General features: G+C 48.5%; 14 protein-coding genes. 8 read left to right on the plus strand and 6 right to left on the minus strand.

The features are described 5' to 3' along the window. Positions 1–2: 2 nt before the first annotated feature. The gene (gene ttcA / locus ACQ5ES_RS02545) at positions 3–1010 is read left to right on the plus strand and encodes a tRNA 2-thiocytidine(32) synthetase TtcA (protein ID WP_445014389.1); all 1008 of its coding nucleotides are present in this window, start codon (positions 3–5) and stop codon (positions 1008–1010) included. Here the strand turns inward: ttcA and ACQ5ES_RS02550 are convergent. Together ACQ5ES_RS02550 and ACQ5ES_RS02555 are read right to left on the minus strand one after the other, a co-directional pair. Further along, positions 985–1872, minus strand: a complete 888-nt coding sequence (locus tag ACQ5ES_RS02550; protein WP_445014390.1) for a glucosaminidase domain-containing protein — start codon at positions 1870–1872, stop codon at positions 985–987. The two genes, ttcA and ACQ5ES_RS02550, sit on opposite strands and share 26 nt — an antisense overlap. Then, positions 1872–2660 (minus strand): DUF2189 domain-containing protein, encoded by a 789-nt coding sequence (locus tag ACQ5ES_RS02555; RefSeq protein WP_445014391.1) that lies wholly within the window; start codon positions 2658–2660, stop codon positions 1872–1874. Before ACQ5ES_RS02555 ends, ACQ5ES_RS02550 begins: the two co-directional genes overlap by 1 nt. 117 nt (positions 2661–2777) lie before the next feature. On the opposite strand from ACQ5ES_RS02555, the gene ACQ5ES_RS02560 reads away from it, so the two are divergent. The 5 genes from ACQ5ES_RS02560 to ACQ5ES_RS02580 are packed head-to-tail and all read left to right on the plus strand — an operon-like array spanning position 2778 to position 7723. Then, positions 2778–3380: a pseudouridine synthase gene (locus ACQ5ES_RS02560; RefSeq protein ID WP_445014392.1), complete on the plus strand. Its 603-nt coding sequence runs from the start codon at positions 2778–2780 to the stop codon at positions 3378–3380. Positions 3381–3415: 35 nt separating this feature from the next. Continuing rightward, positions 3416–4546 carry a tRNA 2-thiouridine(34) synthase MnmA gene (gene mnmA, locus ACQ5ES_RS02565; protein WP_445015366.1) on the plus strand — a complete coding sequence of 377 codons (1131 nt, stop codon included), beginning with the start codon at positions 3416–3418 and terminating at the stop codon, positions 4544–4546. Beyond that, the gene (gene hflD / locus ACQ5ES_RS02570; RefSeq protein ID WP_445014393.1) at positions 4543–5187 is read left to right on the plus strand and encodes a high frequency lysogenization protein HflD; all 645 of its coding nucleotides are present in this window, start codon (positions 4543–4545) and stop codon (positions 5185–5187) included. The genes mnmA and hflD overlap by 4 nt, the downstream gene beginning before the upstream one ends. Next, complete coding sequence (purB, locus tag ACQ5ES_RS02575) at positions 5184–6557, plus strand: adenylosuccinate lyase (RefSeq protein WP_445014394.1); 1374 nt, start codon at positions 5184–5186, stop codon at positions 6555–6557. The genes hflD and purB overlap by 4 nt, the downstream gene beginning before the upstream one ends. Then, the gene (locus ACQ5ES_RS02580; protein WP_445014395.1) at positions 6557–7723 is read left to right on the plus strand and encodes a cupin domain-containing protein; all 1167 of its coding nucleotides are present in this window, start codon (positions 6557–6559) and stop codon (positions 7721–7723) included. Before purB ends, ACQ5ES_RS02580 begins: the two co-directional genes overlap by 1 nt. Here ACQ5ES_RS02580 and ACQ5ES_RS02585 read toward each other — a convergent pair. After that, the gene (locus tag ACQ5ES_RS02585; RefSeq protein ID WP_445014396.1) at positions 7720–8160 is read right to left on the minus strand and encodes a DUF4826 family protein; all 441 of its coding nucleotides are present in this window, start codon (positions 8158–8160) and stop codon (positions 7720–7722) included. The two genes, ACQ5ES_RS02580 and ACQ5ES_RS02585, sit on opposite strands and share 4 nt — an antisense overlap. 211 nt (positions 8161–8371) lie before the next feature. On the opposite strand from ACQ5ES_RS02585, the gene ACQ5ES_RS02590 reads away from it, so the two are divergent. Then, positions 8372–9418 (plus strand): Glu/Leu/Phe/Val dehydrogenase dimerization domain-containing protein, encoded by a 1047-nt coding sequence (locus ACQ5ES_RS02590; RefSeq protein WP_445014397.1) that lies wholly within the window; start codon positions 8372–8374, stop codon positions 9416–9418. A 2-nt stretch (positions 9419–9420) separates the two neighbouring features. Here ACQ5ES_RS02590 and ydiJ read toward each other — a convergent pair whose 3' ends face one another. After that, entirely contained in the window at positions 9421–12471 is a 3051-nt protein-coding gene (ydiJ, locus tag ACQ5ES_RS02595; RefSeq protein WP_445015368.1) for a D-2-hydroxyglutarate dehydrogenase YdiJ, read from the minus strand. 50 nt (positions 12472–12521) lie between these two features. Beyond that, positions 12522–14903, minus strand: a complete 2382-nt coding sequence (gene ppsA / locus ACQ5ES_RS02600) for a phosphoenolpyruvate synthase (protein ID WP_445014398.1) — start codon at positions 14901–14903, stop codon at positions 12522–12524. A 118-nt stretch (positions 14904–15021) separates the two neighbouring features. Here ppsA and ppsR point away from each other — a divergent pair, with 118 nt between their 5' ends. Then, on the plus strand, positions 15022–15846 hold the full coding sequence (ppsR, locus tag ACQ5ES_RS02605) for a posphoenolpyruvate synthetase regulatory kinase/phosphorylase PpsR (protein ID WP_445014399.1): 825 nt from the start codon (positions 15022–15024) through the stop codon (positions 15844–15846). A 26-nt stretch (positions 15847–15872) separates the two neighbouring features. Here the strand turns inward: ppsR and ACQ5ES_RS02610 are convergent, their stop codons facing one another. Then, positions 15873–16691, minus strand: coding sequence for a DUF1338 domain-containing protein (locus ACQ5ES_RS02610; protein WP_445014400.1), 819 nt, complete (start codon positions 16689–16691; stop codon positions 15873–15875). Positions 16692–16701: the final 10 nt, after the last annotated feature.

Below are 16701 nucleotides of genomic sequence, written 5' to 3' on the forward strand. Positions count from 1 at the left end.
CAATGAGTTTAGCGAGTAATAATTCAGATAATGGCGTAGAAACATCCTCTGCTAGAGATACTCTAGCGTCCGCCGAGCAGGCGAAGAAACAGCGCTATAACTTTAATAAATTAGAGAAGCGTTTGCGTCGTCACGTTGGCCGTGCTATCGAAGATTTCAAGATGATCGAGCACGGCGATAAGGTCATGGTGTGTCTGTCTGGCGGGAAAGATAGCTATACACTGTTAGCTATTTTGCGCTTTCTACAAAAAATTGCGCCGATTCAGTTTTCTATTGTTGCAGTCAACCTGGATCAAAAACAGCCTGGCTTTCCTGAACATATTCTGCCTGCTTATCTGCAAGCAGAAGGTGTTGATTTTCGTATTATCGAAGAAGATACCTACAGTATCGTCAAAGAAAAAATTCCTGCTGGAAAAACGACGTGTTCACTTTGTTCGCGGCTGCGCAGAGGCATCCTTTATCGTGTCGCCAGAGAACTCGGTGCCACCAAGATCGCACTTGGCCACCATCGGGACGATATGTTGGAAACCCTCATGCTAAATATGTTTTACGGTGGCAAACTAAAGTCAATGCCACCAAAGCTGGTCAGTGACAATGGCGAACACGTGGTGATTCGACCCTTAGCTTATGTGCGTGAGAAAGAAATTGAGAGTTATGCAGCACATCAAGGTTTTCCAATTATTCCCTGTAACCTCTGTGGTTCACAAGAAAACCTGCAACGTAAAGTCATTAAAGAGATGTTACGTAGCTGGGATCGAAACTCTCCAGGCCGCCTGGAGAGTATGTTTACAGCAATGCAAAATATTGTTCCTTCGCATCTTGCCGACTCAACATTATTTGATTTCCAAGCTATCGAAGCGGATGGACAAGCCAATGATAATGGCGATACTGCATTTGACCATAGCGTGCCGAATGCATTTGCGAACTTTACCGATGACGCAGCAGCCGAAGCAATCGACGGCCCAGCCGCCGACCGCAACGGTGTTATTCAGGTGCGGAACTTGAGTTAGGGGCAAAGCCTGGTTCAGCTACGGGATCATCTGCGCCCATAGTTTCCAAAATTATCGGCCGATTGACACGGATCATCGCATTGAGCTCTTCAACATAGGCTTCGCCACGTTCAGAGTAGCTCAATAAACCCGGCGTCAAATCCAAGGCACGAATGCGGTTCTTACGATCACGCTGTTGGGCACGTAACTGACGCAGTTCAAAATACGCCGGATGCGTGTTCAAATTACGCAAATAACTACGAATCGATGCGTTGATCGAGGCGAATTTTTGCACTTCGTGATTAGCCTCGTCGCCACGGGCGCCGGGAATTAAACCACAACCTTCAGTGAAGCACCACTGACCAAAAAGGTTCAGCGCCTCGGTCGCGAAACGTGATGTCCCCCATGCCGACTCGTTTGCAGCCTGCACTAAAACCAAAGTTTCTGGAACCACATCAACACGGCGCATTAGCAGTGCAAAAGCTTGCTCAGCCTCAGCTTGTTCCGCAAGGTTAAATTCGACGCGATAACGCTTGGCTAAATATTCCAGCCAGCTGATTTGCTCATGAGATAAAGAGTCGGGCTTTAAACGCCACTTCGTATACAGTGCTTCCAGACCACTTCGTTGCTCGAGAATTAGCGCGTTTTCTGCTTCTACCAGGGGTGCTAAAAACTCAAAAAACGCTTGTTTCTTATCGGCGGTTTGTTGGTGACTGGCAAAGTTCGGCAGCTCCGTCACTGTTGGTGCGGCTACGGCGATATTTCGCGCCGGAACAACACCATCATACAAGCGATACGGATTTGCCAAATGCAATGCATTCGGTGCCACTAGCGCCGCAGCAACGGCGAGAATACCTAACACAATAACGAGACTACGTAACATTAATTTTCCTCGGTAACTGTCGTTTCTATTGTTGTCGCTTCTTCTGGTACGCCAATAAGACGATTATAGATGACACCAATTACATTGAAGCTCATAGGAATGGTGAAAATTAACCCAAGAAGGAGGGGTAATGCACTGATAATAACAATAATCGTAAAAATCGCATAAATCGCAATCAGCGGTAGCATTTTCTTATTTAAGATAAGCACTGAAGCAAATATAGCTCGTGATACCGACAGCTGTCGTTCCAAAATCAGCGGCGTCGCCAGGGTAAAGCTTAATTGTAAATAGATGGCGATAACTACGAACAAGGCGAAAAACGTGCCGCTTGAACCAAAGATCAGATACAACAGAACGCCAGGGATGATCATCGCTGTCATCAACACTGCCGCGACGGCAGTCATTTTAGGCGCATATCGCAAAGCTTCGCCGATAGTCGCAGCAGTTGGCTTGCTATCCCGTGCATTTTGCAGCCCCATAAGCGCCATGATGGCGGTAAAAGGCGCAATCAACAAAGCGCTCAACACCGATTGTGCAGAAATATTCAGGTAATCAATATCCGTTTCATCGACAGGGAAAAATTGCGCTGAAACACTCGAAATAGCCCAATTGGCGAGCATTAAAATCACCATACCGAGCAACATTATCGGTAGCGCACGCAAGGTTATATCCCAGCTACGTTGAATAACATCACCAACGCTCAATGGCACCTCACCACGCAACGCGGCGGCAAAGTTATCCTGTGTGGTCGCCTGACTTTGTGAATCTTTGGGATTTGAGTCCTGCATCGCTAGCTTTTCCTTTATACTGTTGTTGTTTTTTTAATGGCTGACGGTTAGAGCAGCACATATTCTAACATTAATCACGTGCTGGACGGTACTCGCCGAACTAAGCAGGAGCTGCAAATGCAAAAACCTTATCAAAAACGCAGAAAAACTAAGTCGCAGCCAGGCCCCGCTAATCCAAAACTCGTACTGTTTAATAAACCCTATGGTGTATTGACTCAGTTTTCCAGTGCCGATGGCGAAGCCACCCTAAAACCCTATATTCCATACAATGATGTCTACCCTGCCGGTCGCCTCGATAAAGACAGCGAAGGGCTGCTGCTACTCACTAACGATGGCAGCCTGCAGAATAAAATCAGTCATCCTAAGCACAAACTACCGAAGACCTACTGGGTGCAAGTCGAGGGCGTGCCAACAGAGTCAGCATTGCAACAGTTACGTGATGGTGTTGAACTTAACGATGGCATGACCTTGCCTGCCGAAGCTTTCGTCATGTCAGAACCGGATAACCTGTGGCCACGAAACCCACCTATCCGGGAAAGACAGTCAATTCCAGACACTTGGCTGTGCATTGTCATTCGCGAAGGTAAGAACCGTCAGGTAAGGCGAATGACCGCCGCAGTAGGTCATCCTACTTTACGTTTAATCCGTGCTGCAATTGGCCCGTGGCGACTAGCAGGAATGCAGCCGGGCCAGTGGCGTGAAGTGCCGCCAGTGTGGTAGAATTCGCGCGCCTAGCAGTCACCATGAAGGTCGTCATGTCGAATCCAGAAAACTTGAATGCAAACAAAAAAGTCATCGTCGGAATGTCCGGCGGCGTCGACTCGTCCGTGTCAGCTTACTTGCTCCTGCAACAGGGGTATCAGGTCGAAGGCTTGTTCATGAAAAACTGGGAAGAAGACGACACCGACGAATACTGCGCTGCAGCAACAGACTTGGCCGATGCCGAGGCGGTATGTGGCAAGCTTGGTATTGAACTGCATACGGTCAATTTTGCTGCAGAATACTGGGACAACGTATTCGAATATTTTCTTGACGAGTACCGCGCTGGGCGCACCCCCAACCCTGACATCATGTGCAATAAAGAAATTAAGTTTAAGGCTTTCCTCGAATTCGCTGCAGAAGCGCTAAATGCTGATTATATCGCCACTGGTCATTACGTACGCCGCAGCCAACAAAACGGTAAGTTTCAATTACTGCGCGGCCATGATAGCAACAAAGACCAAAGCTATTTTCTTTACACCTTATCCCATGAACACGTGGCTCAAACCTTATTTCCAGTCGGCGAACTGGAAAAACCTGAAGTGCGACGTATTGCCGAAGCACAAGATCTGGTCACTGCTGATAAGAAAGATTCAACCGGAATCTGCTTTATTGGTGAGCGGAAGTTTAAAGACTTTTTACAAACCTACCTGCCCGCCCGTCCAGGCGCTATTGAAAGTGTTGAAGGCGACCACCTCGGTGAGCATGAAGGCCTGATGTACCATACGCTAGGACAACGTAAGGGGCTTCACATAGGTGGTTTAGCCAATGCTGGTGATGAACCGTGGTATGTGGTCGACAAAGATCTTGAGCGCAACGTTTTGATCGTCGCACAGGGCAAACATCATCCGCGACTTTATTCCAAAGGTTTAATCGCCGCCCAACTCGATTGGGTCGATCGCGTCGGACCACAAGAGCCGCTCCGATGTACGGTGAAGACCCGTTATCGGCAGCAAGATATTCCCTGTCTGATCACTCCTAAAACCGATGGCACCTTAGCAGTCGAGTTTGATGCTCCGGTAGCGGCCGTCACCCCAGGACAATCTGCAGTATTTTATCTTGATGAGGTTTGTTTAGGCGGTGGCATCATCGAACAACGAGTGGCTGATCATGAGGTGTTGCTGTGAATGAATGGCAACAACGCGTTATTGCCCTCGCCGCCATTGCCCAGTGTGCTGCTGCTGTTAAAGCGCTGGCGCGGCAGGGTAAACTTGACGAAAGTTTTGAACGCCAGGCGTTGCTCGATAGTGTATTGGTGCAAAACCCTGATTCCTTTGCCACCATTTACGGTGATGTAGGTAAGCTAAAAGTGGGCTTACGCGTATTACTTGCGCAACTCGGAACCACCCGCGACAAAGATATCGAAACCACGCGCTATATGGTGGGTGCGTTGGCGTTAGCACGGCGCATTCAGCGGCAACCAAAAGAGTTTGCCAAACTTGGTGAACGGATTGAGCAATTGCATCGTCAACAGCATCAATTCCAGTTCGAGCAAGAAACTATTTATATGGGCATGGCAAGTACCTACAGCGATTGCATCTCACCGCTTGGCCGCCCCATTCAAATTCACGGTAAACCTGAGTTTTTACAACAACAGCCGGTGCAAAATCAGATCCGTTCGCTACTTTTAGCAGCCATCCGTAGTACCGTACTTTGGCGTCAGGTTGGCGGTAAACGCCGGCATTTTCTATTTTCGCGGACGCGCATGATTGCCACCGCAAACGAACTTTTACGCGCATTAAGCTCACAATCGGAGTCCTCAGAATGACCACACTATCTGCTTTAACAGCTCTCTCTCCTGTCGATGGCCGTTATGGCTCGAAAGCTGCCGCATTACGACCTATGTTTAGTGAATACGGCCTGATTCGTAATCGTGTCATCGTCGAGGTTCGCTGGCTTCAGCAACTTGCGGCAACCGCTGAAATAGGTGAGGTTCCAGCATTTTCTGAACAAGCTAATGCCTTTCTTGAAGCGCTCATCAACAACTTTAGCGAAGCTGACGCCGAGCGCGTTAAAGCCATTGAAGCTACCACCAATCATGATGTAAAAGCGGTCGAGTACTTTCTAAAAGAGTGTGTTGCTGAGCAAGCAGAACTGCATGCGGTGAGTGAGTTCATTCACTTTGCTTGCACATCGGAAGATATCAATAACCTGTCGCACGCATTGATGCTGCGCGAAGCGCTAAATGACGTTATGTTGCCGCAAATGCAGCAACTCGCGGACGCAATTAAACAACTGGCGCAGGAACATAAAACTGTGCCGATGATGGCCCGTACTCATGGCCAACCGGCAACACCGAGTACCATGGGTAAAGAAATGGCGAATGTCTATGTGCGTATGCAACGCCAACTCGAGCAACTGCAAGCCGTGCCTTTAATGGGCAAAATCAACGGTGCCGTCGGTAACTACAATGCCCATCAGGTCGCTTATCCTAATGTCGACTGGCATCAACTGTCGGAGCAATTTGTTACCGGCTTAGGCTTAACCTGGAATGCTTACACCACACAAATTGAGCCACATGATTACATTGCCGAATTATTCGATGCAGTGGCACGGTTCAATACCATCGTTATCGATTTTAACCGTGATGTTTGGGGCTATATCGCGTTGAATCACTTCAAACAACGCACTGTGGATGGTGAAGTAGGCTCATCAACCATGCCGCATAAAGTTAACCCTATTGATTTCGAAAATTCCGAAGGTAACCTTGGCATTGCCAATGCCATCATGCAGCACTTAGCCAGTAAGTTGCCTGTTAGCCGTTGGCAGCGCGACCTAACCGATTCGACTGTGTTGCGCAATTTGGGCGTTGGTTTTGCTTATGCCTTGATTGCCTATCAGGCGACTCTCAAAGGTGTTAGCAAACTTGAAGTAAATGCCGACAACCTACTCCGCGAACTTGATCAAAACTGGGAATTGTTAGCCGAGCCGATCCAAACCGTGATGCGCCGCTACAGTATTGAAAAGCCTTATGAAAAACTAAAAGAACTCACTCGCGGTAAGCGCGTAAACCAAGCTGCGATGGCTGTTTTTATCGATAGCCTCGAACTTCCTGAGACGGTAAAAGCTGAGCTGAAACTATTAACGCCGGCCTCTTATATTGGTCGCGCGGTAGAATTCGTTGACGAGTTAAACTAATGGCATTTCAGCTTAATGTTGATCACACTGAATTCTTGCGTGACTACTGGCAACAGCGGCCGCTACTTATACCTGGTGGTCTATCTCAGTTTGAAGATCCCATCGCCCCGGAATTATTGGCCGGACTTGCCATGGAGGAAGGCGTTGATGCGCGCATTATTCAGCAACAAGCTGAAGCCTGGCATGTTCAACATGGCCCGTTTGAGGATTATGAAAAGTTCGGAGAAACCGATTGGACACTCTTAGTTCAAGCCGTTAACGAATGGTTTCCCGATGTGCAAAACTTGCTGCTGCCCTTTCGCTTCTTGCCTGACTGGCGCCTTGACGATGTCATGGTAAGTTTTGCCACTGAAAACGGCAGTGTCGGTGCTCATCTTGATCAGTACGATGTATTTATCATTCAGGGCACTGGCCAACGGCATTGGCGGGTTGGAGAGCGCATTGAAGGTGCAGCGGAGTTTTGTCCGCACCCCGACTTAAAACAGCTTCGCAACAGTGACTTTGACGCATGCATTGATACCGTGTTGCAACCTGGCGACGTGCTCTATATTCCGGCGGGTTGTCCGCATCACGGCGTAGCGCTGGAACCCAGCCTTAATTATTCTATCGGTTTTCGCGCGCCCAATAGCGCTGAATGGTTGGCCCAGCTCGCAGACCAATTGTTGGCGAGTGAACAGAATTTCCCCCGTTATGTTGATCCACAACTCAATCTAGAAACTGCGCCCTATTGCATCACCAACAGCGAAATCGCCCAAGTACAGCAATTGCTTATGCAGCAACTTGAATCAACTAGTGGTGTGCAGGCGATTCAGCAAGTTATATCACAAGCCAAGCGGCCATTACCGCAACCTGAGCGTGAGATCACTACGGTTGAATTAGCGAGTTATGCCACCACTGACATGCTGCTGTGCCGCACGCCAGGCGCGCGGTTACTGTTAGGGTGTGATAACCAGCTGTACGCCAATGGTGACTGTATAGCAGCGCCCGAGCAACTGACAGCGGGGTTTCAGGAACTGCTCCAGTTAGATCAGGAAGTGGCGTTGGCCGAATGTTCTGCCATTTTTGCCGATACCGCAGCGCTCAACTGTTTGACTGAGCTGCTGAATATCGGCGTGCTACATTTAGTGCAGGAATTAGCTGAAGAAGATGGCGAAGCAACAGATTAACTGTTGCCTTGCTCTTCTGGGGCAGTCCAAAGATCTTCCATACCCACGACGTCGTAGAGCGCTTCGGCACGCTCAACCAGATAGTGAGCGTAGCGCTGCTGCTCTGGATCTGTGCTCGCTTTAGGATCATCCAGAATAGCTTGAGCTTTCATTTGCCACTGAAATGAAAAATAACGCAACACATCACGGGCATTATCCGCTGCATTTTTGCCGGCCACATCTGTTGGTACATCACCATTAATTAACCACAATTCTTTTTTATCTTGCGTAGTAAATTTCCAGATCGCCACGTAAGGCGCTAAATAACGCGAATCTTTGGTTAATACACGGTCGCTAATGATACCGTTTTCGGCCAAGTATTTATTTGCTGCCTGGAATTGTTCACGTACCCAGGCGGACATTTCTTCTGGACTCATTTGCGGCTGTTCAGTTGCCATAATCAGGGGGTATCCTTTCGTAAGTTTGTTTCGTACAACACTGCTACATACTACCGTGAAAGGGCTTTAGGGCAAAGCCCGATATCGTGTAAACTTTGCTTGCAAAAGTTTACGTTAACGTAAACGTTTTATTTTTTACAATGACTAGCGCAGGCAAAACTTAAATGATAATGTGCGCGAAATTTTTGGGATGAACGAGGAAACATCACTCATGTCGCTATTTGAACATCAAGAGTTCGACCAGCACGAACAAGTCGTCTTTTGTCACGATAAAGAAACCGGTTTAAAAGCTATTATCGCGATTCACGACACGACCTTAGGTCCCTCTTTAGGTGGTACGCGTCTTTGGAATTATCCTTCTTCAGCAGAAGCACTGACCGACGTGTTACGTCTATCACGCGGTATGACCTATAAAAGCGCCCTCGCCGGCCTTCCTCTTGGTGGCGGTAAAGCCGTTATCATCGGCGATCCGAAGAAGATTAAATCACCAGAGTTATTCCGCGCTTATGGTCGTTTTATCGAATCACTGAGCGGACGCTATATCACCGCAGAAGATGTCAACATTCGTACCAGCGATATCGCTATAGTGGCTGAAGAAACTAGTTTTGTTGCTGGCACCGAAGAAAAAGCCGGCGACCCGTCGCCACATACTGCGTTGGGTACCTATCTGGGTTTGAAAGCTGCTGCTAAGCATAAGTTTGGTTCAGATGAGCTATCGGGATTATCCATCGCGGTGCAAGGTCTTGGTGCAGTAGGTTATGACTTTGCTGAATATTGCGCCAAAGAAGGTGCTAAGCTCTTTGTTACCGATATCAACGACGAAGTCTGCGCACGCGCGGCCAAAGAGCTTGATGCTAGCATCGTTGGTTTAGACGAAATTTATGGTTTGGATGTTGATGTTTACGCACCTTGTGCTTTAGGTGCAACCATCAATGACGATACCTTGCCACAATTCAAGGCAAAGGTTATTGCCGGCAGCGCCAACAACCAATTAGCTACCCCTGCGCATGACAAAAAAGTCATGGATATGGGGATTCTTTACGCCCCTGACTACGTGATCAATGCTGGTGGTGTCATTCATGTCTGCAGTGAAGCATCCAACATGAGTCGTGAAGAAACTGATAAGCGCGTGCGTGATATCTACGCCACTCTTGATACTATCTTCACCCGCTCGACTAGCGAGCAGCGCCCGACTGGCGAAATTGCCGATGAATTAGCTCGTGAAGTTATCGCAAAAGCAAAAGCGGCAAAGCAATAAGCTTAAGTTAGCAATTGCGCTAAAAGCTGCACCGGGTGTTGTACCTGTTGCAGCTTTTTTGTATCCGTAGCGGCAAACCGACCCGCCTGACAGCGACATGAAAAACCAGTAACCAACGCTTGTTTGCTATCCGTTAACGGTTGTTTCCAGCTCATTTCGTAAAGCTTTTCACTGTTTTGCTGTTGCTCTTGTTCATGCCCGTAAGTACCCGCCATTCCGCAGCATCCAGTTGCAACTACGGTAATTTCGCTGTCCAGTGCCGCAAATAACTGTTGCCAGAGTTTACCCGTGCCCGGCAGTGCAGTTTGTTCCGTACAGTGAATGAACAACTCAGCCGCAGTCGATCGCGTACTCGTTGCCATCGCCGCAAGTTGCGTTTGATGTTCAGCTAGCCACTCCTGCGCTAATGCCACTTCGAAACAAACTTTTTCGGCGGCATAGTCATGGTATTCATCACGCATACAAAGTACCGTTGAAGCGTCCATACCGACCATCGGGTAGCCCGCCTCCGCGATGTGATTCAACTGCTTTGTGACCTCTGTAGCTGTCGCGCGGAACTGACCCAAAAAACCTTTTACATGTTGCGCTTTACCGTTGCCAATAAAGTTCAGCAAAATCGGCTGATAACCGAGCTTTTCTGCAACCCTTCCCATTGCCTCAACGACCTCAGCTTGATAGAAGCTGGTAAATGGGTCCTGCACAATGATCACTTGCTTAGCGCCAGCTGCTGGTGGTTGTGCCACTAATTGATCAACTGAGTAACGCTGCCAACCACGCTGCTGCCAACGACTGTTCAGGTTTGGTACTGAAAGGCGCGGCGTATCAACATAGCCAAGGCCCTTAGCAAACAGCCACTGACTTACGCCATTGTGGGTCAAAGCATTATTAAACCGTGGCAACTTCGCCATAAGTGGCGCCGTGCGCTCGATACTGGCAACCAGGTAATCACGCAATGGCCGCCGATACAGCTGATAGTACCATTGCAAAAACTTAGCCCGAAACGACGGCACATCGACCTTTACCGGACACTGACTGGCACAGGCTTTGCAGGCCAAACAAGCATCCATGGATGCTTTGACCTGGTGATTGAAGTCGCGGTTGTTATCCCCACGCGTCGATTGGCGCCAAAAATAAAGTTTCTTTTTAGGACTTTTACTGGCATCAAGCCCTTCATTAGCAGTAAGTCGCAACCATTCACGAATCAAGCTCGCCCGACCTTTCGGCGAATGACGACGATCGCCGCTGACTTTGTACGACGGACACATGGGGGAATCTTTGGCGTAATTGAAACACAAGCCATTGCCGTTACAATTCATTGCCGCCGCGTAATCTTCTCGCACCCTAGGCGGCAACTGGCGATCGTAATAACCACGTTTACGCGCATCTACCGAAACCAATCGCGCCGTAGGATGCCCGTAGGGCGTCGCCAGCTTGCCCGGATTAAGTCGGTTATCCGGATCAAAGGCTGCTTTAATCTTTTGCAGCTCGGTATACAGTTCAGGACCAAAAAATTTTGGCGCATATTCAGAACGGTAACCTTTACCATGTTCCCCCCACATCAAACCGCCGTATTTAGCGGTCAGTGCGGCAACCTGATCACTAATGATTCTTAGTAACTTCTCGTCGGTGGGATCTTTCATGTCTAAGGCAGGACGAACGTGCAACACACCGGCATCAACATGGCCAAACATTCCGTATTTAAGTCCATATTCGTCCAATAGTTGGCGGAATTCTGCAATAAAATCAGCCAGGGATTCGGGCGGAACAGCAGTATCCTCAGCAAAGGCGATGGGTTTGCGTTCGCCTTTCACCGCACCCAGTAAACCCACCGATTTTTTGCGCATAGCATAAATCATTTGGATACTCTGGGCGTCGCGGCAGACTTTATACCCAACCACCCCATGAACATGCGTACCTGCCGCCAATTCGCCGTCTAACGTATTCACTAAATCATTGAGCTTAGCGTCTAGTTCAGCCTCATCAACGGCAGTAAATTCCACCATATTGATGCCATCCATCGGCTGATCTGCCTGTCCTTCAGACAAATGGTCGCGCACGTTGTGCCAGATAATGTCGTTTCTTGCCAAATCTAAAACGGTGCTATCGATGGTTTCTACGGAAGTCGCTTTGGCTTTAACTAACATTGGAGCATGTCGCAGTGCTGAGTCAAAATCACGGTAACTTATGTTTACCAATACTTTGTGACGGGGAATTCGGGTCAAATTCAGTTTAGCTTCGGTAATAAAAGCCAAAGTGCCCTCAGAACCAGCAAGCAACCGCGACAGGTCTATGGTTTGCCCTTCCGGGTCGTAACAATGTTTAAGATCATAGCCAGTTAGAAAACGATTCAGCGGGGGAAATCTGGCTTCAATATCACTGCGCTTGTGCACACAAGTCGCTAAGGCTTGCCGGTACAAAGCCGCTTCCATTCCGTTGCCAGTAGCTAGTTTTTCGGCCTCAGTCATCGCTAACGGACGTGTTTCAATCACTTCACCGTTAATTAATACTGCCTGTAAACTTAGAATATGATCGCTGGTTTTGCCGTACACTAACGACCCTTGGCCCGAGGCGTCTGTATTAATCATGCCACCTAAGGTGGCACGGTTACTGGTCGATAAATCCGGGGAAAAGAACCAGCCACCGCTGCGCACGACGTCATTGAGCTCGTCTTTGATAACACCGCTTTGGCAGCGCACCCACCCCTGCTCTAATTCGGTCTCGAGCACCTGTTTGAAATAGCGGCTTAAGTCAATAATGATGCCATGTGTGAGACTCTGACCATTAGTGCCGGTTCCACCACCACGGGGACTGAATTGTAAATCCTGGAAGCTTTCGCTCTGACCAAGCTGCAGCGCGAGTTGCAGATCGGCAGTAGTACGAGGATAGACAACTGCTTGCGGCAGTTGTTGATACACACTGTTATCAGTAGCGGCGATGAGCCGGCCACCATAACTGTCGTCAATATCACCGGCAAACCCCGCCTGCTCAAGCGCCTGAACATAACGTCGATAGACAGGTTCAGGCCTTTCATAGCTAGCTAAAACTGAAAGCACCTGTACTGCTGTGTTTGCCAAGTGAAACTCCTCGCCGAAGCGTTTAAGTATTAGTGCTTTTGTTTCGCAAGATACAACCAAGTATCAACCACAGTATCAGGGTTTAGCGATACCGAGTCGATTCCTTGTTCAACCAACCACTGGGCAAAGTCTGCATGGTCCGACGGACCTTGACCACAGATCCCGACGTATTTGCCTTTTTTCTTAGCCGCAGCAATGGCCATGGCAAGCAAAGCTTTTATCGCATCATTACGTTCATCAAACAAATGCGCAATGACCCCAGAATCGCGATCGAGACCAAGAGTCAGCTGAGTCAAATCGTTTGAGCCAATGGAGAAGCCATCGAAAATATCGAGGAACTGCTCGGCCAGCAATGCGTTTGATGGCAGCTCGCACATCATAATTACCCGCAAACCATTTTCGCCCTGAACTAAGCCTTGTTCAGCCAACAGCTCAATGACCTTGCGACCCTCTTCGAGCGTACGCACGAACGGGATCATGATCTCCACATTGCGCAAGCCCATGTCGTTGCGTACCCGTTTTATTGCCTCACACTCCATGGCAAAACAATCGCGGAAATCTTCTGAGATATAGCGCGATGCGCCGCGGAAGCCCAGCATCGGATTCTCTTCATGGGGTTCGTATTGGCGACCACCAAGCAAATTGGCGTACTCGTTTGATTTAAAATCTGACATCCGCACAATCACCCGCTCCGGTGAGAATGCCGCGCCGAGCGTTGCAATGCCCTCGACCAATTTCGCCACGTAATACTCGCGTGGTGACGAATAACCCGCCATAAACTCGCTAATCTGCTGTTGCAGTTCAGTGGATTGCTTAGCGAAGTTCAACAATGCCTTCGGATGAACACCAATCATACGATTGATGATGAACTCAAGCCGTGCAAGACCAACCCCCGCATGAGGTAAACCGGCAAAATCGAAAGCACGGTCAGGGTTACCCACATTCATCATGATTTTCAACGGCAAATCGGGCATATCGCCAATATCTGAGCGATTAACCTCGAAATCTAGCTTGCCGTCGTAGATAAAACCAGTATCACCTTCAGCACAGGATACCGTCACGGCTTGACCATCTTTGATTAAATCTGTTGCATCACCGCAACCTACCACTGCCGGAATACCAAGTTCGCGCGCAATAATCGCCGCGTGACAGGTACGACCGCCGCGATTGGTGACGATCGCCGCCGCGCGTTTCATGATCGGTTCCCAGTCGGGATCCGTCATATCAGTAACCAGTACGTCGCCGGGTTGCACTTGGTCCATTTCTGAAATATCTGCTAATACCCGCGCAACGCCGCTACCAATACGCTGACCGATAGCGCGACCGGTGGCAATGACATCACTTTTTTGCGACAGACTAAAACGCTCAACCGCTTGACTGTTTTTGTTCGACTGCACCGTCTCCGGGCGTGCTTGGACAATATACAATTTGCCGTCAATACCATCTTTCGCCCACTCGATATCCATCGGACGTCCGTAGTGTTGCTCAATGATTACTGCCTGACGGGCTAAATCTTCAACTTCAGCATCGTTAATTGAAAAGGTTCGTGCCTGTTCGACAGGAATATCGACAATATCCGTCTGCTTGCCGTGCTCGTCACTTTGCGAATAGACCATCTGGATTTTTTTGCTGCCCAGATTACGGCGTAAAACAGCAGGACGATCTGCTTTCAAAGTAGGTTTGTGCACATAAAATTCATCGGGATTAACTGCGCCCTGCACTACCATCTCGCCCAGGCCAAAAGATGAGGTGACAAACACCACATCGTCGAAACCGGACTCCGTATCAATAGTAAACATTACCCCTGATGACGCGATGTCACTTCGCACCATCCGTTGAATTCCAGCGGATAATGCAACACCACGGTGGTCGTAGCCTTGGTGAACCCGATACGAGATAGCACGATCGTTAAATAACGACGCATAAACATGCTTGATAGCTTCCATGATTTGGTCGATGCCACGCACATTCAAAAAGGTTTCTTGCTGGCCAGCGAAGGACGCATCGGGCATATCTTCGGCGGTAGCGGAACTGCGTACTGCGAAGCTAACTTCCGCATTACCACCAGTTAAGTTCTGATAAGCATCACGAATGGCTGCATCCAATGACGCTTGAAAAGGCGTATCGATGATCCACTGCCGGATCTTTTTACCTGCTTCAGCAAGCGCTTTAACGTCATCCGTATCAAGATCATCTAACACCGCATGGATACGGTCATTCACGCCCGACTGCTCGAGAAATTCATTAAACGCTTCAGCGGTGGTTGCAAAGCCATTCGGGACGACAACCCCTGCTCCAGTCAGATTGCTGATCATTTCTCCGAGCGATGCGTTTTTCCCCCCCACGCGGCCTACATCATTCATCCCTAATTGATCATACCAAAGTACGTACTCGGTTACGTTTTGTTGCACGTGTCATTCCTCGTCATTGGAGAGCTTTGCCGTTTGGCGCGTGAGATGGTAGATCATTTTACACGTAAGCGAGGAAAAGGTTAAGATTGATCAAGCATTTCTAGCCAGAGAACCATTCATGCGGACTATATTTTATATCTCCGACGGTACCGCACTCACCGCCGAAGCTTTCGGGCGTGCCATGTTGTCGATGTTCCCCTTAAAAGTGGAACACAAAACCCTCGCCTTCATTGATTCGATCGAGAAGGCTCAGCAAGCTGTTACTAAAATAAATGCAGCTTTTGAGGCGTCAGGCATCCGGCCGATTATCTTTCATACCTTTGTGAGTTTAGATCTAAAACGGGTCATTACCTCATCCAAAGGCAGTCATTACGACTTCTTAGATTATTTTGTCGCGCCGCTAAGTGCCGAACTTGATATGGAGGCGCGGCCCAAAACCCACCGTACCCATGGTATTCAGGAAAATGGTGTACGCGACAGTTATGACAGTCGCATCGAAGCGGTCAACTACTCCCTAGCGAATGATGATGGTAGCAACATTTCCAACTATGACGAGGCTGACATCATTTTACTTGGGGTGTCACGTACCGGAAAAACCCCTACCAGTCTGTACTTAGCTTTGCATTACGGCATTAAAGCGGCGAACTATCCATTGACCGAAGATGACAACATGGAAAATTTGCAACTACCCAAGCCACTGAAACCGCATCGGCACAAAATTTTTGGGTTGACGCTCGAAGCTCAACGTTTGCATGAAATTAGAAGCAAGCGACGCGAAGGATCGCGCTATGCATCAATGCAACAGTGTCGATTTGAATTACAGGAAGTCGAAAAACTGTACCGTCGCGAAGCGATTCCTTTTCTCGATTCCACGCGGTTTTCAGTAGAAGAGATTGCCGCCAAGATTCTCGCTGAGACCAATCTTGAGCGGCATCATTACTAGTATAGCCCGGGGTAAGCTATCAGGCTTTAGTTGTCCTGATCTGCCAATGCACGCGTGTCGGTACTTTCAAAGATCTTATCCGCTGAAGCTGCAACAAAGCCGGTGTAGAGTTTGTTGGGTGCAACTTCATAGCGCTTAGCAAACTCATAAAAACAGCTTGGAATAACTTTTTCCATATCACTAAAAAGCACTGGGGAGTGGTCCGCCATAGTGGACGATTGCTCCAGATAAACATCTGGAGAACCTTTGATTTCGCCACCTGAACTGTTCAAACGAAAACCTGCGGTTTTTAAGGTTTGGTTCACGTGTTCAAGCGATTCGTAATCCGGTAACTCGTTGACGTTAACTGTAAAGTGGTTAGCACGGAAGCCAAATGCTGCCATCCAGGCCGCGTACTCACTTTCCGCAAGCAAAAGTTCATAGTCGCTGCTGCTGATCTGCCAATGCTTGCCTGAATACAAAAATTCAGGTTGCTGTACCGCAGCGGGATCGATTTGAGCGACCAACCGTTTAACGATGTTTTGCAACGCTGGCGAAAATTCTTCTACCATGAGTTCGCTAATGAATATTTTCGGTAACTGCGGATCAGCGTGTTCGAAGTGTTTGGCCACCAGACGTTTTGCCTCGAACTCGTAGTCACCACATGGCTTATAGCCCATCGCAATGAAATGTTGCGCTAATGTCTCTAAGCGCACTGGCGCAATATCAAAGGTACGAAACGCCACATGATCATTAATGATTTCACGCCCTTGACCAAGTACTTGATGTACTTTTGCCGCCGATGGCGTGAGTTTGATGTAATCGTTCCAAAGGTTATCGAAAAACTGCTCAACCTGTTGTGACATATACTACTTA

It is taken from the genome of Pseudidiomarina xizangensis, assembly GCF_052541995.1.

Bases quoted from the DNA above. Each gene is read 5' to 3' on its own strand.
- ttcA (WP_445014389.1), top strand. From the start codon at position 3: ATGAGTTTAGCGAGTAATAATTCAGATAATGGCGTAGAAACATCCTCT.
- ACQ5ES_RS02550 (WP_445014390.1), bottom strand. From the start codon at position 1,872: ATGTTACGTAGTCTCGTTATTGTGTTAGGTATTCTCGCCGTTGCTGCG.
- ACQ5ES_RS02555 (WP_445014391.1), bottom strand. From the start codon at position 2,660: ATGCAGGACTCAAATCCCAAAGATTCACAAAGTCAGGCGACCACACAG.
- ACQ5ES_RS02560 (WP_445014392.1), top strand. From the start codon at position 2,778: ATGCAAAAACCTTATCAAAAACGCAGAAAAACTAAGTCGCAGCCAGGC.
- mnmA (WP_445015366.1), top strand. From the start codon at position 3,416: ATGTCGAATCCAGAAAACTTGAATGCAAACAAAAAAGTCATCGTCGGA.
- purB (WP_445014394.1), top strand. From the start codon at position 5,184: ATGACCACACTATCTGCTTTAACAGCTCTCTCTCCTGTCGATGGCCGT.
- ACQ5ES_RS02580 (WP_445014395.1), top strand. From the start codon at position 6,557: ATGGCATTTCAGCTTAATGTTGATCACACTGAATTCTTGCGTGACTAC.
- ACQ5ES_RS02585 (WP_445014396.1), bottom strand. From the start codon at position 8,160: ATGGCAACTGAACAGCCGCAAATGAGTCCAGAAGAAATGTCCGCCTGG.
- ACQ5ES_RS02590 (WP_445014397.1), top strand. From the start codon at position 8,372: ATGTCGCTATTTGAACATCAAGAGTTCGACCAGCACGAACAAGTCGTC.
- ppsR (WP_445014399.1), top strand. From the start codon at position 15,022: ATGCGGACTATATTTTATATCTCCGACGGTACCGCACTCACCGCCGAA.
- ACQ5ES_RS02610 (WP_445014400.1), bottom strand. From the start codon at position 16,691: ATGTCACAACAGGTTGAGCAGTTTTTCGATAACCTTTGGAACGATTAC.